Annotated in this window: 22 protein-coding genes; 13 read left to right on the top strand and 9 right to left on the bottom strand. The window is 58.6% G+C overall.

Annotated features, from left to right (window positions below; genetic code table 11):
* Nucleotides 1–116: 116 nt before the first annotated feature.
* The 4 genes from rsmD to sugE all read left to right on the top strand — a co-directional run bounded on the left by rsmD (nucleotide 117) and on the right by sugE (nucleotide 3,495).
* Nucleotides 117–710 carry a 16S rRNA (guanine(966)-N(2))-methyltransferase RsmD gene (gene rsmD / locus AAFH99_RS03180; protein WP_043319948.1) on the top strand — a complete coding sequence of 198 codons (594 nt, stop codon included), beginning with the start codon at nucleotides 117–119 and terminating at the stop codon, nucleotides 708–710.
* A 108-nt stretch (nucleotides 711–818) separates the two neighbouring features.
* Nucleotides 819–1,298 carry a pantetheine-phosphate adenylyltransferase gene (gene coaD, locus AAFH99_RS03175; RefSeq protein ID WP_043319947.1) on the top strand — a complete coding sequence of 160 codons (480 nt, stop codon included), beginning with the start codon at nucleotides 819–821 and terminating at the stop codon, nucleotides 1,296–1,298.
* A 57-nt stretch (nucleotides 1,299–1,355) separates the two neighbouring features.
* Nucleotides 1,356–3,116: a gamma-glutamyltransferase gene (gene ggt, locus AAFH99_RS03170; protein ID WP_406828621.1), complete on the top strand. Its 1,761-nt coding sequence runs from the start codon at nucleotides 1,356–1,358 to the stop codon at nucleotides 3,114–3,116.
* A gap of 52 nt (nucleotides 3,117–3,168) precedes the next feature.
* On the top strand, nucleotides 3,169–3,495 hold the full coding sequence (sugE, locus tag AAFH99_RS03165; protein WP_043319945.1) for a quaternary ammonium compound efflux SMR transporter SugE: 327 nt from the start codon (nucleotides 3,169–3,171) through the stop codon (nucleotides 3,493–3,495).
* A gap of 8 nt (nucleotides 3,496–3,503) precedes the next feature.
* Here the strand turns inward: sugE and AAFH99_RS03160 are convergent, their stop codons facing one another.
* From AAFH99_RS03160 to radC, 6 genes are all read right to left on the bottom strand, one after another.
* Complete coding sequence (locus tag AAFH99_RS03160; RefSeq protein ID WP_406828620.1) at nucleotides 3,504–4,079, bottom strand: disulfide bond formation protein B; 576 nt, start codon at nucleotides 4,077–4,079, stop codon at nucleotides 3,504–3,506.
* Between the two features lie 20 nt (nucleotides 4,080–4,099).
* Complete coding sequence (locus AAFH99_RS03155; protein ID WP_043319944.1) at nucleotides 4,100–4,258, bottom strand: DUF5993 family protein; 159 nt, start codon at nucleotides 4,256–4,258, stop codon at nucleotides 4,100–4,102.
* Nucleotides 4,259–4,319: 61 nt separating this feature from the next.
* A complete protein-coding gene (gene mutM / locus AAFH99_RS03150) occupies nucleotides 4,320–5,135 on the bottom strand; it encodes a bifunctional DNA-formamidopyrimidine glycosylase/DNA-(apurinic or apyrimidinic site) lyase (protein ID WP_043319943.1) in 816 nt (271 codons plus the stop codon).
* A gap of 245 nt (nucleotides 5,136–5,380) precedes the next feature.
* On the bottom strand, nucleotides 5,381–5,536 hold the full coding sequence (rpmG, locus tag AAFH99_RS03145; protein ID WP_043319942.1) for a 50S ribosomal protein L33: 156 nt from the start codon (nucleotides 5,534–5,536) through the stop codon (nucleotides 5,381–5,383).
* 32 nt (nucleotides 5,537–5,568) lie between these two features.
* Nucleotides 5,569–5,805, bottom strand: coding sequence for a 50S ribosomal protein L28 (gene rpmB / locus AAFH99_RS03140; protein ID WP_010132080.1), 237 nt, complete (start codon nucleotides 5,803–5,805; stop codon nucleotides 5,569–5,571).
* A 359-nt stretch (nucleotides 5,806–6,164) separates the two neighbouring features.
* Nucleotides 6,165–6,839 carry a DNA repair protein RadC gene (gene radC, locus AAFH99_RS03135; RefSeq protein WP_043319941.1) on the bottom strand — a complete coding sequence of 225 codons (675 nt, stop codon included), beginning with the start codon at nucleotides 6,837–6,839 and terminating at the stop codon, nucleotides 6,165–6,167.
* A 141-nt stretch (nucleotides 6,840–6,980) separates the two neighbouring features.
* Between radC and coaBC the strand changes: the two genes are divergently transcribed.
* The 4 genes from coaBC to slmA all read left to right on the top strand — a co-directional run bounded on the left by coaBC (nucleotide 6,981) and on the right by slmA (nucleotide 12,424).
* Nucleotides 6,981–8,195, top strand: a complete 1,215-nt coding sequence (gene coaBC / locus AAFH99_RS03130) for a bifunctional phosphopantothenoylcysteine decarboxylase/phosphopantothenate--cysteine ligase CoaBC (protein WP_406828618.1) — start codon at nucleotides 6,981–6,983, stop codon at nucleotides 8,193–8,195.
* Nucleotides 8,196–8,287: 92 nt separating this feature from the next.
* Nucleotides 8,288–10,639 (top strand): phosphomannomutase/phosphoglucomutase, encoded by a 2,352-nt coding sequence (locus AAFH99_RS03125; RefSeq protein WP_043319940.1) that lies wholly within the window; start codon nucleotides 8,288–8,290, stop codon nucleotides 10,637–10,639.
* Nucleotides 10,640–10,665: 26 nt separating this feature from the next.
* Nucleotides 10,666–11,577, top strand: coding sequence for an acetylglutamate kinase (argB, locus tag AAFH99_RS03120; protein WP_043319939.1), 912 nt, complete (start codon nucleotides 10,666–10,668; stop codon nucleotides 11,575–11,577).
* Between the two features lie 235 nt (nucleotides 11,578–11,812).
* On the top strand, nucleotides 11,813–12,424 hold the full coding sequence (gene slmA / locus AAFH99_RS03115; RefSeq protein ID WP_043319938.1) for a nucleoid occlusion factor SlmA: 612 nt from the start codon (nucleotides 11,813–11,815) through the stop codon (nucleotides 12,422–12,424).
* 52 nt (nucleotides 12,425–12,476) lie between these two features.
* On the opposite strand, the gene AAFH99_RS03110 is transcribed toward slmA, so the two are convergent.
* Nucleotides 12,477–13,073: a hypothetical protein gene (locus tag AAFH99_RS03110; RefSeq protein WP_406828617.1), complete on the bottom strand. Its 597-nt coding sequence runs from the start codon at nucleotides 13,071–13,073 to the stop codon at nucleotides 12,477–12,479.
* A gap of 200 nt (nucleotides 13,074–13,273) precedes the next feature.
* On the bottom strand, nucleotides 13,274–13,930 hold the full coding sequence (gene pyrE / locus AAFH99_RS03105; RefSeq protein WP_406828616.1) for an orotate phosphoribosyltransferase: 657 nt from the start codon (nucleotides 13,928–13,930) through the stop codon (nucleotides 13,274–13,276).
* A gap of 123 nt (nucleotides 13,931–14,053) precedes the next feature.
* Here pyrE and AAFH99_RS03100 point away from each other — a divergent pair, with 123 nt between their 5' ends.
* Nucleotides 14,054–14,821: an exodeoxyribonuclease III gene (locus AAFH99_RS03100; RefSeq protein ID WP_043319935.1), complete on the top strand. Its 768-nt coding sequence runs from the start codon at nucleotides 14,054–14,056 to the stop codon at nucleotides 14,819–14,821.
* A gap of 90 nt (nucleotides 14,822–14,911) precedes the next feature.
* Here AAFH99_RS03100 and rph read toward each other — a convergent pair whose 3' ends face one another.
* Nucleotides 14,912–15,631 (bottom strand): ribonuclease PH, encoded by a 720-nt coding sequence (gene rph, locus AAFH99_RS03095; RefSeq protein WP_043319934.1) that lies wholly within the window; start codon nucleotides 15,629–15,631, stop codon nucleotides 14,912–14,914.
* Between the two features lie 155 nt (nucleotides 15,632–15,786).
* Between rph and AAFH99_RS03090 the strand changes: the two genes are divergently transcribed.
* From AAFH99_RS03090 to AAFH99_RS03075, 4 genes are all read left to right on the top strand, one after another.
* Complete coding sequence (locus AAFH99_RS03090; protein WP_043320560.1) at nucleotides 15,787–16,656, top strand: YicC/YloC family endoribonuclease; 870 nt, start codon at nucleotides 15,787–15,789, stop codon at nucleotides 16,654–16,656.
* A gap of 7 nt (nucleotides 16,657–16,663) precedes the next feature.
* A complete protein-coding gene (locus AAFH99_RS03085) occupies nucleotides 16,664–17,902 on the top strand; it encodes a glycosyltransferase family 4 protein (RefSeq protein WP_043319933.1) in 1,239 nt (412 codons plus the stop codon).
* Nucleotides 17,903–17,928: 26 nt separating this feature from the next.
* Nucleotides 17,929–19,131, top strand: a complete 1,203-nt coding sequence (locus AAFH99_RS03080; RefSeq protein ID WP_406828615.1) for an MFS transporter — start codon at nucleotides 17,929–17,931, stop codon at nucleotides 19,129–19,131.
* A 310-nt stretch (nucleotides 19,132–19,441) separates the two neighbouring features.
* Nucleotides 19,442–21,523, top strand: coding sequence for a S8 family peptidase (locus AAFH99_RS03075; RefSeq protein WP_051687264.1), 2,082 nt, complete (start codon nucleotides 19,442–19,444; stop codon nucleotides 21,521–21,523).
* Nucleotides 21,524–21,574: the final 51 nt, after the last annotated feature.

Genomic DNA, 21,574 nt, shown 5'->3' with positions numbered 1-21,574 from the left:
TGGCAAATACCGGCTGGCAGCCGGCCCTGGAAAGGCGCTAATCTTAGCACCGCTGACTGTTTCGCACACAGTAGCCCGTCCCTATTTGCCGCTGTAACGATTTTTCCGGACCGCCAATGCCCAGAAACCGCCGCCCCCGACCTAACGACAGTGCTCGCCCGTCGGCAGCATCGCAGTTGCGTATCATCGGCGGCCGCTGGCGCGGGCGCAAAGTGACCTTTGCCCCCATTGAAGGACTGCGCCCCACCGGCGACCGCCTGCGCGAGACACTGTTCAACTGGCTGCAGTTTCACCTGCCAGGGGCCCGCTGCCTGGACCTGTTTGCGGGCTCCGGCGCGCTGGGCCTGGAGGCCCTGAGCCGCGGCGCCGCACGGCTCGATTTTGTGGAGCTGGACAGGGGGGCCGCGCAGATACTGCGACAGCAGCTCGATCTGCTGGAAGCGGAAGGTGCACAGGTGCACAACTGCCCCGCCCAAGTGTATCTGAGTCAGTCCAACACAGCATTTGACGTGGTCTTTGTCGACCCTCCCTTTGCCAACGACCTGTGGACATCCACTTTTTCAGGCCTGGTGGAGGCCGGCTGTATCGGCGAAGGCACACTGATCTACGTAGAGTCCCCCCGGGATACCCATGTTTCCGCACCGGCAAGCTGGCAACTGGAAAAGGAAAAGCAGGCAGGGCAGGTTTGTATGCGGCTATTTCGGGTGTGAATCCCGAACATTCACCCGGGTTTGGCAGATTTTCCCCGGACTTTTTGAGGGTGGGGGCTAAATTGTTTAAGATGCGCGTCCCTTCTGGCCGGCAAGGCGAATTGGCTTATGAAAAAAGTGGTTTACCCAGGTACTTTTGACCCCATCACCAACGGTCATATGGACCTTGTGGAGCGGGCCTGCCGCCTGTTCGATCACGTGGTGGTCGCCGTTGCCGCCAGCACCCGCAAGAACCCTCTGTTTACCATGGAAGAACGGGTAGAGCTGGCCCAGCAGGAGCTGGCCCACCTGGATAATATCGAGGTGATCGGCTTCGATATCCTGCTCGCGGATCTGGTGCGCCAGCTGGACGCCCACGGCGTCGTGCGCGGCCTGCGCGCGGTATCCGACTTTGAGTACGAATTCCAGCTCGCCAATATGAACCGCCAGCTGGCACCACAGATGGAAAGCCTGTTCCTGACACCGGCGGAGCACCTTTCCTATATTTCTTCCTCTCTGGTGCGCGAAATCGCGTCCCTCGGCGGCGATGTCACCAAGTTCGTCCCCCCCGGCGTGCAGAAAGCCCTGCAGGAAAAATACAGCCGCTAAGGCCCGGCGCCACCATTCTGATACACTCGGGCGATTCCAGTCACTTTGGATCGCCCAGTGAAACGCTTCGTCTCTCTCGCCTGTTCCACCACCCTGTCCGGATTGCTGATCACCTCGGCCTGCCTGGCTGCGCCCGCAATGCAGGCGTCCACGGAAGTCCAGCCGGAAATCGCCACTGGACGCATGGAAATCAAATCCGCCACGGCGGACACCTATATGGCGGTCACCGCCAACCCCCATGCCTCCGACGCCGCGGCGCAGATACTCGCCAACGGCGGCACCGCGGTGGATGCCGCCATTGCCGCGCAACTGGTACTCGGGCTGGTGGAACCCCAGTCCTCCGGGATCGGCGGCGGCGCCTTTATGCTGAGTTACCGCGCCGATGACAAGAAGCTGTTCTCCTACGACGGCCGAGAAACCGCACCCATGGCGGTGGATGAAAACTACTTTATCCGCGACGGCAAACCCCGCGGTTTTCTCGACGCCGTCATCGGCGGTTATTCGGTAGGGGTACCGGGCGTCATGCGCATGTTGGAGCTGGCCCATAAACGAGACGGTAAGCTACCGTGGAAACAGCTGTTCCAGCCGGCAATCGCGCTCGCGGAAAACGGCTTTGCTATCTCCCCACGCCTCTATCAACTGGCGGACCGGCTACCCCGGGTGGCTGCGCGTCCAGCGATCCGCCAATACCTGTTCGGCGAGGGCGGCAAGCCGCTTCCGGTAGGCCATATCCTGAAAAACCCCGAGTACGCCGCCACCCTGAAATTGCTGGCCGCCAAGGGTTCCAAACCTTTTTACGAGGGAGAGCTTGCCGAAGCCATTGTCGATGCGGTGCGTAATGACCCCATCAACCCCGGAGTGATGACCCTGCAGGACATGGCCGACTATAAGGCCAGGGTGCGCAAGCCGGTGTGCAGCGAATTTTTCGAATATGCAGTGTGCGGCGCCGCGGCGCCGTCGTCCGGCGGCACCACCGTGGGAGCAATCCTCGGCATGATGCAGCATATTCCCATGGAGAAGCTGGACGTCGGCAGTGCGGAACTGACCCACCTGTTTGTGGAAGCCTCTGAGCTGGCCTTTGCCGATCGCAATACCTACTCTGCAGACAGCGACTTTGTGAAAGTGCCCACCGATGAACTGGTTGCACCACACTACCTGGCGCAACGGGCGAAGCTGATCAATCTGGAAAAAGCCATGCCCGCTAGTTCCGGCGCGCCAGGTGCGTTGGCCGGCAAACGCATTGAAGCCAAATCCCCGGAAATGCCCAACACCAGTCACCTGTCCATCGTTGACCGTTACGGCAATGCGGTGAGCATGACCACCAGTATTGAAACCGGATTCGGTTCGCGCCTACTGGTGAAAGGGTTTCTGCTGAATAATCAGCTCACCGACTTCTCCTTTGTTCCGCGCACTGCGGAAAAAGAACTGGTGGCGAATCGCGTACAGCCGGGTAAGCGCCCGCGCTCCTCCATGTCGCCCACCATCGTATTCAACAAAGACGGCAGCCTGCGCCTGATCGCCGGTTCCCCCGGCGGTTCGCGTATTATTGATTACACTGCCCGCACCATTCTCTATCACCTGGCGAAAGGTATGCCAATTGCTGAGGCCATCGACGCGGGCAATATTGGCGCGATCGGTTACCGGGTTGAAGTAGAGCCGGAAACCCTATCGGACACCGAGCTGACAAAGCTCGAGGCCATGGGGCACAAGGTTGTACGCAAGGAATTGAACAGCGGTATTCACGCTATCGCGCTGAAAGATGGAAAACTGCATGGCGGTGCAGACACACGCCGCGAAGGCAGCGCGGTCGGGCGCTAATCAATTGCGAAAAAGTTTGCAACACAACCGGTTTTAACAGAGGTAAATTCACATGGCCAATCCCTGGTTACTGTTACTGATCGCCGGAGTACTGGAAGTGGGCTGGGCCATCGGCCTCAAGTACACCCAGGGCTTCAGCAAACCGTTGCCCAGTGTGCTCACAATTATCGCCATGATCGCGAGTTTCTATTTCCTCGCACAGGCATTAAAGACGATTCCCGTTGGCACCGGCTACGCCGTATGGACCGGCATTGGTGCGGTAGGTACTGCGATTCTCGGCATTGCCCTGTTTGCGGAATCCACAGCCTTGCCGCGGCTACTGTGTATCGGCCTGATTGTAGCCGGTATTGCCGGCCTCAAATTCACTTCGTCGGTTTAATCGCACATCTAAGACCTGCCCGGCAACCACAGATAGTCCGTGGGATCATCCGGGCAGGGACCAAAGCCACACTCCAGCAGAGTGGAGAGGAAGGTCACCAGCAAAATGGCGAAAAAGCTGTATACGGCCAGCTTCCCCAGCCATCCCGGCGTGCGCGGTACATCCGCCGCTTCCTTCAACTTCATCTGATCAAGCAATAACAGCCCAGCGAGAAACAGCCCCAGAGCAAAAAAAGCCAGCAGCGCCCAGGTGTAGAAATGCAGCCCGAGAAATGGTGAACCAAAACCCGGATCACCCGGCGCGATGTGCAGCAGTACCTGGCGCGCGGACGACACCATGCCAGCCAGTGCCGACAAAATCGCAATGCCGTAGTGCGCCGGACGACTGCCAAAACAGACGTTCAGCATCAGACCGAGCCCGGCCATGGCAAAGGCAACCCGCTGCAGCAGGCACAGTGGGCAGGGCAGTTCGTGCAGCACAATCTGCCAGGCAAAGGCGAACCAGAGCACCCCGCTAATTCCGAGCAGGGCGAGAGCGTTCAGACAGTCGGTCCAGCGGCGCAGACCAAGCAATTGGTGAATCACGGCGCAGGTCTCCGGTGGCGTTACAGGGAAATGTTCAGGCTCGACGTCATATGGTAGAAGCACCAGGCCATATAGATGACCGCGGTAATCCCCCACCAGACCATGGCGGTACAACGGTGCCCACGCCAGGCGAACCAGGCGGAGATGAGTGCCGTGAGTAAGGGCAACATCATAATCATGGAAATGCGTCCGATGAGAATATAGGACTCAAATTTAGGGTGGGTGCAAATGGATTCCCAATCAGCGCTGGCAGCGGGGGCAGAAGAAGGTGTTTCGTTGCCCGATGATCTGCTCACGAATGGTACCGGGGCAGCGAGGGCAGGGCTGGCCGGCACGGCCGTAGGCATTGAGTTGCTGGGCGAAGTAGCCGGGCTTGCCGTCGCCACCGACGAAGTCTTTTAGGGTGGTGCCACCCTGCTCGATGGCAGCAGCGAGGACAGTTTTGATGGCCTCCACTAACCGCGCGTAGCGGGGGCGAGTGATTTTGCCAGCGGGGGTCTGCGGGCGGATGCCGGCCATAAACAGGGCTTCCGACGCGTAGATGTTGCCGACACCGACGACGATACGACCATCCATGATGAAGGTCTTCACCGGGGCTTTGCGGTTGCGGGAGGCGCTAAACAGGTAATCTCTGTGAAACTCATCGCTGAGCGGCTCGGGGCCCAGATGGGCGATGAGCTCGTGGTCGGCGATATCTTCGGTTGTCCACAGCAGGGCGCCGAAGCGACGGGGGTCATGGAAGCGCAGGCGCTGACCGCTGTCGAGCAACCAGTCGATATGGTCGTGTTTTTCCGGCGACAGTTTGCCGTCGACGATTCGCAGGCTGCCAGACATACCCAGGTGCCAGATGGCGAGGCCTTTATCGGTTTCCACCAACAGATATTTTGCGCGGCGGTCCAGCCGCTTGATCCGGGCACCCTGAATCTTCTCGGCAAAGTCCGCATCCACCGGCCAGCGCAGGCTGTGCTGGCGGATCTCACACAGTTTTACCGTTCGACCCTCAAGATGAGGGGCCAGGCCGCGTTTGGTGGTTTCTACTTCTGGTAACTCAGGCATTGTTTGGGTTCCGGGTAGCCACGTATTTGACTTGGTGGCGGCTCCGCTACCGGTAGCCCTTTGCCAGACACGGGCTAGGCGCCCCCCCTCAACCCATCCATGGGGGCTCTGCAAAAACATCCTGTTTTTGAAGGTCTGGCAAAGGGCTACCGGCATCGAAGCCTTCGCGTCTGGCTTTCGTCTGATCGACAGACACAAAAAAGCCCGGAAAACCGGGCTTTTTCGCGAACTAGCAAGGCAATCAATTACTTGATTTTGCCTTCCTTGTACATAACGTGCTTGCGAGCAACGGGATCGTATTTTTTGATCTCCATTTTCTCAGGCATGTTGCGCTTGTTCTTGTCAGTGGTGTAGAAGTGGCCGGTGCCGGCGCTGGAATTCAGGCGAATCTTGTCACGCATTGTTCTGTCTCCAATCTGCGGTTAAGCAGTAATTAAACTTTCTCGCCGCGCTTGCGCAGCTCTGCCAGTACGGTATCGATACCTTTCTTATCGATAATGCGCATACCTTTAGTAGAAACACGCAGTTTAACGAAGCGCTTCTCTGCTTCCACCCAGAAACGGTGGGACTGCAGGTTCGGCACGAAGCGACGCTTGGTGCGGTTTTTGGCGTGAGAAACGTTGTTTCCGGTTACCGGGCGCTTACCGGTTACCTGACATACCTTGGACATCTGATTAGCCTCTTAAAAACTCTCGTGCCCTCAGCTCGGCGGCGGGGCAAATGCAAAATTCGTTATCCAGCGGACCGCGGGATCTGTACAGAATCTGGCCCGGCCGCAAAGAGCGGCGTTTTATACCAGAACACCCTAGGTGGGGCAAGTTTTGACCAGCTTTTTTGCTGCCTGAGCAGCCACTTTGGGTCGGAGGCGTCAATCCCGCCACAATTCAGGGAATCGCACCCCGGCTACGTAGCGCCATCGCCCTGGAGGGAAGGCGGAGTGACAGGGGTGGGTTCACAGCGATTTCGAAAACCCACACCTGGCGCTTCGCCGCCACGGCGGTGACTACGAAGTCCCTTATATAGAGGGAGCTAAATCAGCCCCCGCTCCGCAAAAGAACACCCTCCACCCTCTCCGACAATCAGGTGATCCAGCACCCGAATATCCACAAGCGCCAGCGCATCCTTCAGCCGCCCGGTGATATGAATGTCCGCCTGACTGGGCTCACTCACCCCGGAAGGGTGGTTGTGGGCGAGGATCACTGCGGCAGCTCCCTTACTCAGGGCCGCCTGTACCACCTCGCGAGGATACACACTCGCGGCATTCAAGGTGCCCTCAAACAGCTCTTCATAGGCAATTACCCGGTGCTGACTATCCAGAAACAGACAGCAGAACACCTCCCGGGTCCGATGCCGCAATTGTGCGGATAAATAGTCACGCACCGCCTGTGGGCTGGTCAGCACATCCGAGCGCTTCAGATCCTCCGCCAGATGCCGCCGGCCCATCTCCAATACCGCCTGCAACTGCACAAACTTCGCATCCCCCAGCCCCTTACCCGCACAGAACGCCTTGCGCTCCGCCTCCAGTAAAGGCCGAAGCCCCCCGAAATCCGCGAGCAACTGCCGCGCCAGATCCACTGCCGAAATCCCCGGCAGCCCTGTGCGCAGAAAGATCGCCAGCAGCTCCGCATCCGACAGTGCCGCCGCGCCTTTGGCCAGCAACTTCTCCCGCGGCCGCTCCTCCGCTGGCCAATCCGTAATCGCCATATCCCCTCCCTGGGCAAAACCAATCGGTCACAGTAATCGCTCACATCCCCTGCGAGCCCGCAATGACTGCCGGTGGCCCATATTGCCCCCGGCGCTAAGATGGTAATCTTACGCGTTCCCAGCATTTCGGAAATACAGAATATGCCCACACTGGCCGACAAACGGATCCTGCTTGGCGTCTCTGGCGGCATTGCCGCCTACAAAAGCGCCGACCTGGTACGCAGGCTCCAGGATCAGGGCGCCGATGTGCATGTCGTCATGACAGCCGGTGCCCGGGAGTTCGTACGTCCGCTGACTTTCCAGGCTCTCTCCGGAAACCCGGTGCACACCGATCTGCTGGACCCGAGTGCTGAAGCGGCCATGGGGCATATCGAACTGGCAAAGTGGGCGGACGTAATTCTCATCGCCCCCGCCAGCGCCAGCGTGATGGCCAGGCTCGCCGGCGGCATGGCCGACGATCTGCTCACCACCCTGTGCCTGGCCACCGAAGCGCCGGTGCTACTGGCGCCGGCGATGAATCAGGCCATGTGGCGCAACAAGGCCACTCAGGCCAATGCACAGACACTGCGTAGCCGGGACATAACCCTGTTGGGACCGGACGCGGGCAGCCAGGCCTGTGGCGATGTAGGCCCTGGACGCATGCTGGAGCCACTGGCGATTGTCGATGGGCTGATTGATTTCCTAAGGCCAGCGCAAATACTCGCCGGCAAAAAGGTCGCCATCACCGCCGGCCCCACCCGCGAAGCCCTGGACCCGGTACGTTATTTGAGCAACCACAGTTCCGGCAAGATGGGTTTTGCCATCGCCGCTGCGGCGGCGCGTGCGGGTGCTGAGGTGACACTGATCGCCGGCCCGGTACGCCTGGAGACGCCGGCCGATGTAACACGGGTGGACGTGGTGAGCACCAGCGATATGCTCGCTGCCGCCGAACAGGCCGCGGATGATTGCGACCTGTTTATTGCCGCCGCTGCAGTGGTGGACTTCCGCCCCGCGGTCGTCGCGGACCAGAAAATCAAGAAAGAAGACGGTAACGACAGTGACGTGCTTAGCCTGGTGAAAAATCCGGACATTGTTGCCACCATTGCGGGCCGCAGAGACAGGCGCCCATTTGTGGTGGGGTTTGCTGCGGAAACCGAAAACGTCATTGAGCATGCGAAACTCAAACTCGCACGCAAAAATCTCGACATGATCGTAGCCAACGATGTCAGTGCCCCCGAAGGCGGCTTTAACAGCGACCACAACCAGGTCACCGTCATTGATCACAGCGGCGAACAGACATTACCGGCCGCATTGAAAACCGAACTGGCCGCTGAGCTGATCGCTCGCATCGCCAACAAGGCGTTTTCCGGCAATTAGGTTGCTGCAAACAAAAAATTCAAAACTCACAACAGCACATAAGATTCAGAGCCCACATTAACTGAACAAAGGTCTGGGGAGACTGTTAAGTCGTGGCCGTACAAACACAAACTCGAAACAAGCCGCTGTGGCACAGCGGCCTGACTCTGCCCGCACTGCTGGCGGCCGCATTTTGGCTGGGTGGGGCGCATCTGCTGATGTCAAATGTGATCAGTCAGCACAATAGTGAAAGTGTGCAGGAAGCGGCACAGCAAAAGGCCAATGAGTATGCCCGGCAACTGCAGGCATTCTTCGATCAACGGCAGCAGCAACTGGGCAGCCTCAAACCACAGCAGGTGTCGGCCATCCGCGTCGGTACCAGCGCCGTCACTCAGGCGTCGGTGCAATACTTTACCGCGGAAGAACTGCGCGTAGGCGCGGGCAAGCCCCCACTCAATTTCGCCCTGGTGGACCTGCTTAAACGGAGTCTCGAGGAAGGTCATCAAAAGCCGGAGTTTCTGCGCAACGACGACAACCAGTGGCAACTATACAGCGCACGACCCGAAGCCGGTGGAGCGCTACTGGTGACACAACCTTTTGGGGTATTCGAGCGCGAGCTGACAAAGCTGGACGCAGCAGCCGGAAACATTCAGATTGCGCAGCAGTTTCCCGATGGGCCAGCTCGCCCGCTGTGGAACACTGCCAGCCACTCGATGGGCGGTGAAACCGCATCCGCATCGGTTTCCGGCAGTTACCTGAAGATTTCTTTTACTCCCGCACCGACCTTCGCCGCCAACCACAGTATTCCCGCGTTATGGGTTTATTGCGCCGCAGCCATTGGTCTGCTCGCCAGTCTGTTCGTCCTGTGGAAACTGCTACCGGCCGATGGAGGTGCCGCACCCTGGGAAAAAGGTGGCCGCCGCAGTGGCAGCGGGGCGAAAAAAGGATTGCGTAAAGAAGATCTGGATAATCCACCGCAACCGCAAGAATCCACCAGTACCCTAGTAGCCGCGGCGCCGTCTCCCGCCCCCGCCGCTCCGCAGGTTGAAAAGCCTTCACCCGGCGACCTGATGCGCACCCCAAGTACTGAAATCCCGGCACACGTTTTCCGCGCCTATGACATCCGTGGTATTGCCGGTGAAGAAATCAACGAGCCTTTCGCTTACCAGCTTGGCCGGGCGCTCGGCACCATCGCACTGCAGGCAGGACAAAAACTACTACTGGTAGGGCGTGACGGACGCAATAGCAGCGAGTTGCTGCGGGATTGCCTGGTTGAAGGAATCCTGGAGAGCGGCTGCAATGCGGTCGATCTGGGCCTGGTACCCTCGCCGGTACTCTACTTCGCCTGCGCCAAAGGCAAGAATGCCAACAGCGGTGTGATGGTTACCGCGAGCCACAACCCGGCCGAATACAACGGCTTCAAAATCGTGATGGACGGCCGTCCACTGGCAGACGACAAACTGCGCGACCTGCACAGCATGATGCAAAGCATCCAGGTTTCCAGTGGCAAGGGCAGCCACAGCGCTCAGGACATCAGCACAGCGTATATCGACGAGATCTTCAACGATGTGGCGCTGGCAGGCCAGCCCAATATCGTGATCGATGCGGGTAATGGTGCCGCCTCCAGATTGGCACCGGAGCTGTTTGAACAACTTGGCTGTGCGGTAGAGCCCCTTTACTGCGAAGTCGACGGCAATTTCCCCAATCATGCCCCAGACCCATCGCGGCCGGAAAACCTGCGCGATCTGACTGCCGCAGTGAAAGATGGGAGTGCCGACCTGGGTATAGCTCTGGATGGAGATGGCGACCGCGTAACGCTGGTGACCAGCAGTGGCCGCATCGTTTGGGCAGACCAGCTGGTGATGCTGCTCGCGCGGGATATTCTCGCGCGCAACCCGGGCTCCGATATCGTGTTCGACGTGAAAAGTTCACGGGCGCTCGCGGATCTTGTTACCCAGTATGGTGGCCGCCCGATCATGTGGAAAACCGGACACGCGCCAATGAAAACCAAGATGCTCGAAACCGGCGCATTGCTGGGTGGCGAACTGTCCGGCCATATATTTATCAAGGATCGTTGGTATGGCTTCGACGACGGCATCTATGCCGCCGCGCGAATTCTGGAAATCATGGCCCTGCGAGAACAAAGCCTCGACGAGTTGCTCGATTCATTACCCCAGATGGTGAACACACCGGAAATCCTCCTGCCGGTTTCCGAGCGTGACAAGTTCGCGTTGATCGAGCGCCTGCGTAGCGAAGGCAAGTTCGACGGCGCAGACCTCAATACCATCGACGGCCTGCGCATTGAATTCGCCGATGGCTGGGGCCTGGTGCGCGCGTCCAACACCACAGCCGCACTCACCCTCCGCTTTGAGGCCGACAACGAGGCGGCCCTCGCACGGATTCGCGAGCAGGTTGCCAGCCAACTTCAGAAAATCGACTCAGCCCTGGTGCTACCAGCCGGCTGACCTATTGAAGCAGTAAGGAAAACGCTATGTCCCTGGATCAGAAATCCGCCCTGCGCGTTGCACAGGTTCTCAACGAAGCGCTGCCATATATCCAGCGGTTTATTGGCAAGACCGTGGTGGTCAAATTTGGCGGTAACGCCATGGTGGACGAGGAACTACAGAACAGCTTCGCCCGCGATGTGATCCTGATGAAACTGGTGGGTATGAACCCGGTAGTGGTCCACGGCGGTGGCCCGCAGATCGGCGACCTGCTAGACAAGCTGAGCATTGAATCCCGTTTTGTCGATGGTATGCGTGTTACCGACAGCGAAACCATGGATGTGGTGGAAATGGTGCTGGGCGGTACCGTGAACAAGCAGATCGTCAACCTGATCAATAAAAACGGCGGCCGCGCTGTCGGTGTAACCGGCAAGGATGGCTTGCTGATTCGCGCGAAAAAGCTTCGCCGCCAGGAAGAGACCGCAGGACTCCACGCATCGGAAATCATCGACATCGGTCATGTGGGTGAAGTGGAAAGTGTCGATACCGGCGTTATCGACATGCTCATCAACAGCGACTTTATCCCGGTAATCGCCCCCATTGGCGTGGGCAAAGGCGGAGAGTCCTACAACATCAACGCGGACCTGGTGGCGGGCAAGATTGCCGAATACCTCAAGGCAGAAAAGCTGATGCTGCTCACCAATGTAGCGGGGCTTCAGAACAAGCAAGGAGAGGTGCTCACCGGTCTTTCCACCCTGGAAGTCGACGGCCTGATCGCCGACGGCACAATTTACGGAGGCATGCTGCCCAAAATCTCCTGCGCACTGGACGCGGTGAAAGCCGGGGTGACTTCCGCGCATATTATCGACGGTCGTGTACCCCATGCTGTACTACTGGAAATTTTCACTGATACCGGTGTCGGCACCCTGATCACCAACGCGAGTTTGCACGAGGATTAACCAACAGGGTACGTGACAGCGGTCACATAACCGGTGTTAACGATCACTAACAATTGATGCGGTGGCGCCGAATCGTTACGATTCTGGCGCAGGTTCACCGGCTTTTGGCGCGTTAAGCTATTTATTAAAACCGCGGGCTTCTGACACCCCGACGCCGCCAGGCCAGGTAATGAGAACAGGACCGGCACAACAACAAAATCAGATCCCGGCTGAATACTCCGGGCAAAGGCAGTTCATGAGCAGCGAAAAAATCAATCGGCGCCAGCAGATTCTGCAGGCCCTGGCCCACATGCTGGAAGCCAGCCCCGGCGCCCGCATCACCACCGCGGCACTGGCCAAAGAGGTGGGGTTCTCTGAGGCGGCACTGTACCGCCACTTTCCCAGTAAATCCAAAATGTTCGAAGGCCTCATCGAGTTTATCGAAGAGACCATCTTCAGCCGTATCAAACTGATCATGCAGGACGAGCCCAGCGCGCTGGCCCGCTGCCAGAAAATCCTGCACCTGCTGCTGGCCTTCTGTGAGCGCAATCCGGGTATTACCCGCCTGCTTACCGGTGACGCCCTGACCGGTGAAACCGAGCGCCTGCACGGCCGCATCCTGCAATTGTTTGACCGTCTCGAAACCCAACTCAAACAAATCCTGCGTGAAGCGGAACTGCGCGAACAGCTGCGTCCCGCCATCCCCCTGACCGCAGCCGCCAATCTATTGCTGGCCAGTGCAGAAGGGCGCATTGTCCAATACGTTCGCAGCGGTTTTAAACGCAAACCCACCGAACACTGGACAGAGCAGTGGCCGGTTCTGGTTGCCGGGTTTTTCCGGGAAAGTGCGCTGACAGCGCAGGGATAAGCCGAGTAGATGTACGGATCGGAAGCGGTGGCGCTGGCAGCTGCCAACGAGGTTAGTTGCCGGCGATTTCCTGATAACGGCTGGCCGCCGCATCAAATTCTCTATTGATGGCCACCGCTTCCTTCTCACGCAGTGACAGGCGCTGCGCCACCACTGCCACCTCCTTGTTCAGATTCTCAATACGCGCCAGCAGCTCGGCGGATACCGTGCCGCCGTTGCGCTGGGTGCGAGCGGCCGCAGACTCTTCGCTTTCGATCTGACGGTTAAGAGAGGCCATATTGGAGCGCAGGATTGCCATATCCTGCTGAACGATCGCCAGCTTGCGCTTGCGCGCGGATTCGATGTCGGCAACGCTGTTGTAGCGTTTGAGCAGCTGCAGGTCCGCTTCCATCTGGGCTTCGCGGCGCTGCTTTTCTTCCAGTTCCTCGCCAGTTAGCTCCGGCGCCACCACCTCCAGAACACGCCCCGAAATCGTCAGCACCTCGTAACCGCCGGCCACATAACGTGGAGGCACAACGTCGTCCAGCACCTGGACGCCGTGTTCGTTGGTATAGCGGTATAGCTTCTTGCCATCCCACCCCGAGTCTGCAGCTCCGACATCCAGTGTCAGAAGGGCACCGGTCAATGCCAGCGCGAGTGCGGTTTTCACACCTGCCTCATTGTATATTGTCTATTAAGCGCCAATTGTCGGTCCGCGGCACCGCCCTGTGCTTCCCGCCAACGCCGGCCAATGGTCGTTATCCGGGTCAATCTCTCCTGAACACCTATATCAACGTGATTTCAACAGAGTACCCCAGGCCAGACACCGTGTAGTTAGCCCGATTGGGTCAATTGCGTGCTTCTGCCCGCCTAACCCTCAGCGGAAACGCCATATTGCTGGCGATAACCGATAATTCGCTGCAACAGCGCGTCACTGGCAGCTTCCGACTTAAGATAAGAAATAATATCGTCCAGTTCCACAATCCCGATCACAGGAATACTGTATTCCTGTTCAACCAGCTGGATCGCGGACAGGTCCGTATCGTCGTTGGCCTTCTCCTGGCGGTTCAGGCCAATGACCACACCAGCGGGCTGTGCGCCTTCAGCCTGTATGATCTGCATCACTTCGCGCACGGCCGTACCCGCGGTAATCACATCATCGATGATCAAAACCTTGCCTTTAAGCGGCGCACCCACTAAGGTTCCGCCCTCGCCGTGGTCCTTGGCCTCTTTCCTGTTGTAACAGAAGGGTTTATCAACCCCTTTCTGCGCCAATGCCACCGCGGTCACCGCTCCCAGCGGGATGCCTTTATAGGCCGGCCCGAATATGACATCAAATTCCACTCCAGAGGCAAGAATCGCCTCCGCGTAGGCATTGCCCAGTGCGGCGAGCGCCGCACCGCTGTGGAAACGGCCGGCATTAAAGAAATAGGGGCTCTGGCGCCCGGATTTCAGCGTAAAATCCCCGAAACAGAGCACATCGTGCTCCAGGGCCAGTTGTATAAAGTCGCGCTGGTACTGCTGCATGGCAATTTGATAACTATTGGCTAAGGTGAAGGAAGGTCCCCACGGAAAGGGGAGCGGCAATCGAAAAATGTTCAGACGAATAACGACTGCAATTTTACACAGTCCGCTGGTAAGGGGCTAATAATGCGAATAGTGAGTTTGTCCGTTGATGGTGTGCACCAGGCTGCACAGCGCGGACTCTATGACTGGCTGGCAGAACAGGACGCAGACATCATCTGTCTCCAGGATCTGCGCTCACTGGAACCGGAACTGGATCACCCTATCTTCCATCCGGACGGTTACTACAGCTATTTCTTTGATTCCGGCACTCCCCATGAAAACGGCGTAGCCATCTATACCCGTGCCCAGCCGAAAGCGCTGATTTACGGTATGGGGTTCGCCAACGGCGTAGACATGTACGGCCGCTACCTGCAGGCCGATTTTGAGCGCCTGAGCGTTGGCTCACTGCTGGCGCCGGTCGCCAAAGATGAAGCGTCGCTGGAAGTCAAAGTCCAGTTCTTCGACGATATGCAGGCCCATCTGGCCAAAATCAGCCGCAAGCGTCGGGATTTTATTTTCTGTGGAAACTGGGGCATGGCACACCGTCGCGCGGATGTGCAGAACTGGCAGGACCATCAGGACACACCAGGGTTCATGCGCCACGAGCAGCGCTGGCTTGACCAGCTGTTCAATGACATCGGTTATATCGATGCTTTCCGCCGGGTGGTGAAAGACGCGGACGAATTTACCTGGTGGCCCAGTGGCGAGCCCGGGAAAGGGGATGGCTGGCGTACCGATATGCAGATTGTCTCGCAGACCCTGAAGAACAAGATCGAGTACGGCGCGATCAATAAAAACGTCAACTTCTCCAGCCATCTGCCACTGATCATGGATTACGACCTGGAAGTGTAGTTTTCCGCTACGTGATACCAAGATGCAAAAAGGGCCCGCTGGAAATCCATCGGGCCCTTTTTATGGCGATCGCAAGTACAGGCCGCGCGCCTATTCCGCCAGGGCCTTCTTCTGCAGTTCCACCAGCTCTTTAATGCCCGCCTTGCCCAAAGCCAACATTTCCGCGAACTGATGCTCGGTGAAAGGTGCGCCTTCCGCGGTGCCCTGCACCTCTATCATGCCGCCGTCCTCTGCCATCACCAGGTTCATATCCGTATCGGCATTGGAATCTTCCGGGTAATCCAGGTCGAGAACCGCTGCCCCGTCATAAATACCCACCGAAATTGCCGCGACCATATTTTTCAGCGGATCGGTGGCGATCATTTTTTCCCGCTGCATATAGCGGATGGCATCTACGAGCGCCACGCACGCACCGGTAATCGAGGCGGTGCGGGTGCCGCCGTCGGCCTGTAGCACATCGCAATCCAGGGTAATCTGGTGCTCACCCAGGGCTTTCAGATCTACTGCCGCACGCAGAGAACGGCCGATCAGGCGCTGAATCTCCACCGTGCGGCCACCCTGTTTGCCACGCGCCGCCTCACGCCCCATGCGGGAACCTGTTGAGCGGGGCAGCATGCCATATTCCGCGGTAATCCAGCCGCTTCCCTGGCCGCGCAGGAAGCGCGGCACCTCCGCCGCCACCGAAGCATTGCACAGCACCTTGGTGTCACCGAACTCCACCAGCACCGAGCCCTCCGCGTGACGGGTATAGTTGCGGGTAATGCGCACATCGCGCAGTTGTTCCGGTTTGCGGCCGCTGGGTCGCTGCATATTGCACCTCTGATTTTTGCGAAATTTAACGAAAGGTCGTGGTTAACTTTTGAAGCCCGGCATTATAGCCATCTAAGCACACAATCACCCTGTGCTATGCTTTGCCGCTGTTTTTCACCTCTGATCTCAATGTATTTCCGGAGTACGGCAATATTATGGCCAACAACAAAGTGCGCAGCATGACCGCCTTCGGGCGCGCGGAAGTCAACTATTCCACCGGTACCGCCGTGTGGGAGATGCGCTCCGTCAATCATCGCTACCTGGAGCCCCACTTCCGCCTGCCGGAAGCCGCCCGCGCACTGGAGCCAAAACTGCGCGAGCTGCTGCGCAAAACCCTCAACCGCGGCAAAGTGGAAATGAACCTGAACCTTAAAGCCAATAGCGGCGAGATTACGGGGATCAAGGTAAACCAGGCACTGGTAGAAGAACTGGTCAAAGCCGCCGCTCAGGTCGCACCGGACAATCAGCCACTGAACCCCCTCGAAGTACTCAAGTGGCCGGGCGTGATCGCAGAGCCGGAAACCGACGCGGAAGAGCAGGCCGGCGCCATTCTCGAGGGCTTCAAGCAGGCCCTGAAGCAGATCGTGGATAACCGCGAACGCGAAGGCGCGGAACTCGCCGGCTTTATCGAAGCCCGTCTCGCCGGCATCAATGATCAGGTCACCACCGTGCGTGCGCTGTTACCGCAGATACTGCAGAGTCAGCGCGAGAAACTGAAAAGCCGCCTGGAAGAATTGCTGGAAGAAATCGACAAGGACCGCATCGAACAGGAAATTACCCTGCTGGCACAGAAGGCCGACGTGGACGAAGAGCTCGACCGCCTCGACGCCCACATCACCGAGACCCGCCGCGTGCTGAAAAATGGGGGGCCAATTGGACGCCGCCTGGATTTCCTGATGCAGGAATTCAACCGCGAGGCGAATACCCTTTCTTCCAAGGCGGTGGTTACCGATACCACACAGGCCGCGGTGGAATTGAAAGTGTTGATCGAACAGATGCGGGAGCAGGTGCAAAACATCGAGTAATCCACCGATGTCTCCCAGCACAGGTAGAAGGATCGCTCTACTGATCGCCAAGCAGTGGCCCGAACCCGCCTCTACGGCGGCCGGCAGGCGCACACTCGATATTCTCGATCTGCTGCATGAGGCGGGCTACGAAATTGCCATTGGAAGCCCTGCCCAACCCACTCCGTTTCAGGCGCGCACCGGCTACGGCGAACACCAGATTGCAGTGAACGAATCCAGTTTTGATACCTGGGTACGCGCGCTGAGTCCATCGCTGGTGATTTACGACCGTTTTATGATGGAGGAGCAGTTCGGCTGGCGGGTGCGCGAGCAATGCCCGCAAGCGGTTACGGTTCTGGACACCAGCGATTTTCACAGCCTGCGCGAGGCGCGCCATCAGGCTCTCAAAAATGGTCAACCGATAAATCTGTTTAACCCCTGCGCCGAGCGCGAGATCGCGGCCATGGCACGCTGCGATCTCACCATCATGATTTCCCAGGTTGAAGTGGATCTGCTCAAACAGCATTTCTGCCTGCCGGATTGGCAATTGCACTATTTGCCATTTCTTGTACGGGAACTTCCGGATTTCTCGACCACTCCCGATTTTGCCGAGCGACAGCACCTGGCGATGATCGGCGGCTTCAAGCACGCCCCCAATCGCGATGCGGTTGCCTGGCTCGCGGAATCTATCTGGCCAAGGCTGCGCGCGCTATTACCCGATGTTGAATGCCATGTGTACGGCGCTTACGCGGATCATGCCATGCAGCGTTTCCACGACCCAAAATCGGGATTGCGAATTATGGGCCGCGCCGACGATGCACTGGCGACTCTGTCGGGCTACCGGCTGAATCTTGCACCACTGCGCTTCGGCGCTGGGCAGAAAGGGAAAATTCTCGATGGTTGGCTATCCGGCACACCGACGATCACCACACCCGTCGGCGCGGAATCCATGGCTCCACCGGATGCCTGGGGCTACACACTGACGGCGGATCCCGCTCAACTGGCCGATATCACTGCCCGTGTTTATCGGAACCAATCCGAGTGGCTGGCCGTGCGCGATGCCGGCCTCCACGCGCTGTCTGCAGGTTTCTCTTACACACCATACGCAAAGGCATTGATAGAGCGCTTGCAATCAATCGCCGGGAATCTGGATGCCCACCGCAACCGCAACATCTGGGGCAGAATTTTGCGACGCACAGAATACCGGGCTGAGGAATACATGAGCCGCTGGATTGAAGCCAAAAATAAACTGCCCGACGCCACATAACACGCAGAGCCGGCTCTCAATCCCTTATGCGACTTTCAAACCCAGTAATCGTCATCGCCCTGGCTCAGCTACTGGGTACTTCTCTCTGGTTCAGCGCCAACAGCGCCGCCGACGATCTCGCGCTTAACTGGCAGATTTCAGTGACTGACATTGGCTGGCTGACCAACGCGGTGCAGGGCGGTTTTATTCTGGGCACGCTGGCCCTTGCCCTTGGTGGCATCGCGGACCGTTTCCGGGCCAGTCAGATTTTTATTGTGAGCACATTGGCGGGCGCGGTGTTTAATGCCGGCTTCGCATGGCTGGCGGATGGGCTCTCCAGCGCTGTCATCTTCCGGTTTTTAGTGGGTGTGTGCCTGGCAGGCATTTACCCCATGGGGATGAAATTGATTGTGAGCTGGGCGCCGGAGCGTGCCGGTGCTGCACTGGCACAACTGGTGGCAATGCTCACCCTTGGCACAGCGCTGCCGCACGGGCTGCGGGAAGCTGGTGCCGATTTGCCCTGGCAGTGGATTATCTCGGCTTCGTCGGCCCTTGCACTGGTCGCCGCTATTTTAATTCACTACCTCGGCGACGGGCCCCACCTGCCGCCGCCACTTAGGCAGTCTGCCGTGTTACCTGGTGACCGGAGCAGTGGTCCGCCGGCGGTATTTCAGGCCTTTCGAATTCCCCGGTTTCGCGCAGCCGCCTGGGGATATTTCGGACATATGTGGGAACTCTACGCTTTCTGGGCGATGGTGCCATTACTGGTTTCAGGCACCGCTTTGTTCGAACAGTTTCCCGCGCTGGGTATTCCCGGTCTCTCGTTCTGCATTATCGCGGCGGGTGCACTGGGCTGCGTCATTGGCGGAAGATACTCACGAAAATATGGCAGCGGGCCGGTGGCCGTGGCCGCACTGGCAACATCCGGAAGTTGTGCATTGGTATTTGCTCTGCTGTGGAGCACACTGCCAGCACCCGCGCTCGCACTTCTACTGTTGATCTGGGGAGCAACCGTCATCGCAGACTCTCCACAGTTTTCCGCACTCTCTGCCACCGCCTGCCCTCGCCATCTGGTGGGTGCGGCCCTAGCCATTCAGAATTCCATCGGCTTTGCAATCACGGTTATTTCAATCACCGGAGCCAGTGTACTGTTCGAGCGGATAGGCCCGTCGGCGGTCTGGCTTTTGTTACCCGGACCAATAGTCGGTCTGCTGGGTTTTAGTCTCACCATGCGGCGAGCCGCGGGCTGATCACCAGAAACATTGAGCGGTTGGCCAAAAATCATTTCGCTGCCAGGCGCCGAGACCCCCGTCACATCGGGCCCTAAAAGGGTTACGATCGTACCAACTAAAACCTAAATTTGGCGCGAATTCCAAAGAGTTGTCCCGATTTTCACTTGTGGGCGAAATGAATCTCCTCGTTACATAAGAACCTTGTTAAATAAATCCGTAACAAAATTGCGGGGATATTTGCGGGTCGCCGCGCAGGAGTTCCGCGGTGTCGTTACGGCGGCTCTACCCAGCTCCGCCGATAAAAATAATTATGGAGAAATTCGCAACAATGAAATTATCAGCGTTATTGAAACCTTCCCCCGGTGCTATTTTCGGCGCCGCAACGCTTCTGCTGAGCGCCAGTTTCGGTGCAAGTTTTTCAGCCCACGCGGTCGAACCTGAGCTCTCTGCCATGTCGGTGGCAGCAGACGAGGTGATTACCGATCGCATTATTGTTAAGTACAAAAGCACCATGGCAGGAGCCAATGCGACGGCGATGTCACAGACAGCCATCGATCGAGTTGCGCAAACCGCCGGTCATCGCTTTAAACATATGCGTCGCCTGGCCACCGGTGCGCAGTTGATGAAATTGGAAAAGCGCGCAAGCAAAGCGGAACTTGACGCAATCATTGCGCGCCTGCAGCAGGACCCGCAGGTGGAGTACGCGGAGCCCGATCGCTTGATGCAACCTATGGCCACCCCCAACGACAGCTATTACAACCAGCAGTGGCATTACTTTGAAGCTACCGGTGGCCTGAATCTGCCAGCGGCATGGGACGTGACACAGGGCGAGGGTGTTGTAGTGGGGGTCATCGATACCGGCTATCGCCCACACGCGGACCTCAATGCCAACCTTCTTCCCGGCTATGACATGATCTCTGATACCACCGTGGCTCAGGATGGTAACGGCCGTGACAGCGACGCCAGCGATCCCGGCGACTGGTCACCGGCGGGTGCCTGTGGCGCAGGGCAGCCGGCGCGCAATAGCAGCTGGCACGGCACCCACGTTGCGGGCACCATTGCTGCGGTGACCAACAACGGCAGCGGTGTGGCGGGCGTTGCCTACAAATCCAAAATTGTCCCTATCCGTGTACTCGGCCGTTGTGGTGGTTACACCTCGGATATCGCCGACGGCATTATCTGGGGTGCCGGTGGCAACGTCAGCGGCGTTCCTGCCAACGCCAATCCGGCCCAGGTGCTGAACCTGAGCCTTGGCGGAGGCGGTGGCTGTGACACCACCACGCAAAATGCCATCAACACTGCGCGCAGTCTCGGCACCACCGTGGTGGTGGCCGCGGGTAACTCCAACGCCAATGCCGGCAATTACAGCCCGGCCAGCTGTAATGGCGTCATTACCGTAGCCTCCACCAATCGTGCCGGCAGTCGCGCCTATTATTCCAACTACGGCAGCGTGGTGGATGTGGCGGCGCCCGGGGGCGAAACCTCGGTGAGTTCAAACGGCGTGCTTTCCACCCTGAACAGCGGCACCCAGGGCCCGGGCAGCGATAACTACGCCTTCTATCAGGGCACCAGCATGGCCGCTCCCCACGTGGCCGGCGCTGCGGCGCTGCTGTACGCGGTGGACGGAGGTATCACCCCGGACGAGGTAGAGTCCATACTCAAAAGCACCGCGCGTAGCTTCCCCGGCTCCTGCAGTCAGTGCGGTACCGGTATTGTCGACGCAGCCGCCGCGGTGGCCGCGGCCAACGGTGGTGGCGGTGGTAACCCGCAGCCTGGTGATGGCGAGCTGACCAATGGTGTTGCCGAAACCGGTCTCTCCGCGAGCTCGGGTCAGGAACTACGGTTCACTCTGGAAGTCCCGGCTGGAGCCAGCAATCTGAGCTTCCAGATTTCCGGCGGCAGCGGTGATGCCGACCTGTACGTCCAGTACGGCAGCCAGCCCACTACCGGCAGCTACGATTGCCGCCCCTACCAAAATGGCAACAACGAAACCTGCTCAATTAGCAATGTGCAGGCCGGTACCTATCACGTGATGGTGCGCGCCTATAGCAGCTTCTCCGGTGTCAGCCTGGTGGGAAGTTTTGATGAGGGCGGTAGTGGCGGTGGCGCCACCGGCTGGACCGAGACCAATGTCGCCGGTTCGGCGAATGCCTGGCAGCACTTTACCCTCGATGTGAACAGTGGCATGAGCTCTCTGGAAGTGCTGATGAGTGGCGGAAGCGGCGATGGTGACCTGTACGTGCGTTATGGCAGCCAGCCCACCACCAGCAGCTACGATTGCCGCCCCTATCGCTGGGGCAACGACGAGAGCTGCAGTCTCAGTAACCCGCAAGCGGGTACCTGGTACATCAGTATCCGCGGGTACAGCGCCTACTCCGGGGTGACCCTGCAGGCTGAAGCCGCTCCCTGATAGCGGTCAGTAGAAATACCCCCTCCTTGATTGGCCGGCATTTGCCGGCCT

Source organism: Microbulbifer sp. ARAS458-1, from assembly GCF_045348205.1.
GTDB lineage: Bacteria > Pseudomonadota > Gammaproteobacteria > Pseudomonadales > Cellvibrionaceae > Microbulbifer.
Note: the sequence above shows the minus strand (reverse complement) of the source record. Positions and strands in the feature narration are given on the sequence as shown.

What these genes read in the sequence shown, in the direction of transcription:
- rsmD (WP_043319948.1), top strand. Translation starts at nt 117, where the DNA reads ATGCCCAGAAACCGCCGCCCCCGACCTAACGACAGTGCTCGCCCGTCG.
- coaD (WP_043319947.1), top strand. Translation starts at nt 819, where the DNA reads ATGAAAAAAGTGGTTTACCCAGGTACTTTTGACCCCATCACCAACGGT.
- sugE (WP_043319945.1), top strand. Translation starts at nt 3,169, where the DNA reads ATGGCCAATCCCTGGTTACTGTTACTGATCGCCGGAGTACTGGAAGTG.
- AAFH99_RS03155 (WP_043319944.1), bottom strand. Translation starts at nt 4,258, where the DNA reads ATGATTATGATGTTGCCCTTACTCACGGCACTCATCTCCGCCTGGTTC.
- mutM (WP_043319943.1), bottom strand. Translation starts at nt 5,135, where the DNA reads ATGCCTGAGTTACCAGAAGTAGAAACCACCAAACGCGGCCTGGCCCCT.
- rpmG (WP_043319942.1), bottom strand. Translation starts at nt 5,536, where the DNA reads ATGCGTGACAAGATTCGCCTGAATTCCAGCGCCGGCACCGGCCACTTC.
- rpmB (WP_010132080.1), bottom strand. Translation starts at nt 5,805, where the DNA reads ATGTCCAAGGTATGTCAGGTAACCGGTAAGCGCCCGGTAACCGGAAAC.
- radC (WP_043319941.1), bottom strand. Translation starts at nt 6,839, where the DNA reads ATGGCGATTACGGATTGGCCAGCGGAGGAGCGGCCGCGGGAGAAGTTG.
- coaBC (WP_406828618.1), top strand. Translation starts at nt 6,981, where the DNA reads ATGCCCACACTGGCCGACAAACGGATCCTGCTTGGCGTCTCTGGCGGC.
- argB (WP_043319939.1), top strand. Translation starts at nt 10,666, where the DNA reads ATGTCCCTGGATCAGAAATCCGCCCTGCGCGTTGCACAGGTTCTCAAC.
- slmA (WP_043319938.1), top strand. Translation starts at nt 11,813, where the DNA reads ATGAGCAGCGAAAAAATCAATCGGCGCCAGCAGATTCTGCAGGCCCTG.
- pyrE (WP_406828616.1), bottom strand. Translation starts at nt 13,930, where the DNA reads ATGCAGCAGTACCAGCGCGACTTTATACAACTGGCCCTGGAGCACGAT.
- AAFH99_RS03100 (WP_043319935.1), top strand. Translation starts at nt 14,054, where the DNA reads ATGCGAATAGTGAGTTTGTCCGTTGATGGTGTGCACCAGGCTGCACAG.
- rph (WP_043319934.1), bottom strand. Translation starts at nt 15,631, where the DNA reads ATGCAGCGACCCAGCGGCCGCAAACCGGAACAACTGCGCGATGTGCGC.
- AAFH99_RS03090 (WP_043320560.1), top strand. Translation starts at nt 15,787, where the DNA reads ATGGCCAACAACAAAGTGCGCAGCATGACCGCCTTCGGGCGCGCGGAA.
- AAFH99_RS03085 (WP_043319933.1), top strand. Translation starts at nt 16,664, where the DNA reads ATGTCTCCCAGCACAGGTAGAAGGATCGCTCTACTGATCGCCAAGCAG.
- AAFH99_RS03080 (WP_406828615.1), top strand. Translation starts at nt 17,929, where the DNA reads ATGCGACTTTCAAACCCAGTAATCGTCATCGCCCTGGCTCAGCTACTG.
- AAFH99_RS03075 (WP_051687264.1), top strand. Translation starts at nt 19,442, where the DNA reads ATGAAATTATCAGCGTTATTGAAACCTTCCCCCGGTGCTATTTTCGGC.